Source organism: Bacillus cereus group sp. BfR-BA-01381 (genome assembly GCF_022663555.1).
GTDB lineage: Bacteria > Bacillota > Bacilli > Bacillales > Bacillaceae_G > Bacillus_A > Bacillus_A pacificus.
The window spans coordinates 1-210 of sequence record NZ_JAKUFR010000366.1 but is presented as its reverse complement, the minus strand read 5'-3'; the positions used below and the strand labels follow the sequence as shown (position 1 = coordinate 210).

The following is a 210-nucleotide window of genomic DNA, read 5'->3' as shown; positions in this document are numbered from 1 at the left end:
CAACCAGTTGTGGAAGAAGCAGTGATTGCAGAAGAACAACCAGTTGTAGAGGAAACAGCGATTGCAGAAGAACAACCAGTTGTGGAAGAAACACTGGTCGCAGAAGAACAACCAGTTGTACAAAAAGAAGAACCAAAACGTGAGAAAAAGCGTCACGTACCATTTAATGTTGTTATGTTGAAACAAGACAGAACGCGATTAATGGAAAGA

General features: G+C 41.0%; 1 protein-coding gene. It reads left to right on the top strand.

The window, feature by feature from the left end; translation table 11 throughout:
* Window positions 1-210 (top strand): hypothetical protein (locus tag MR079_RS29065; RefSeq protein WP_242295127.1); only part of this gene is annotated, 210 nt, incomplete at both ends.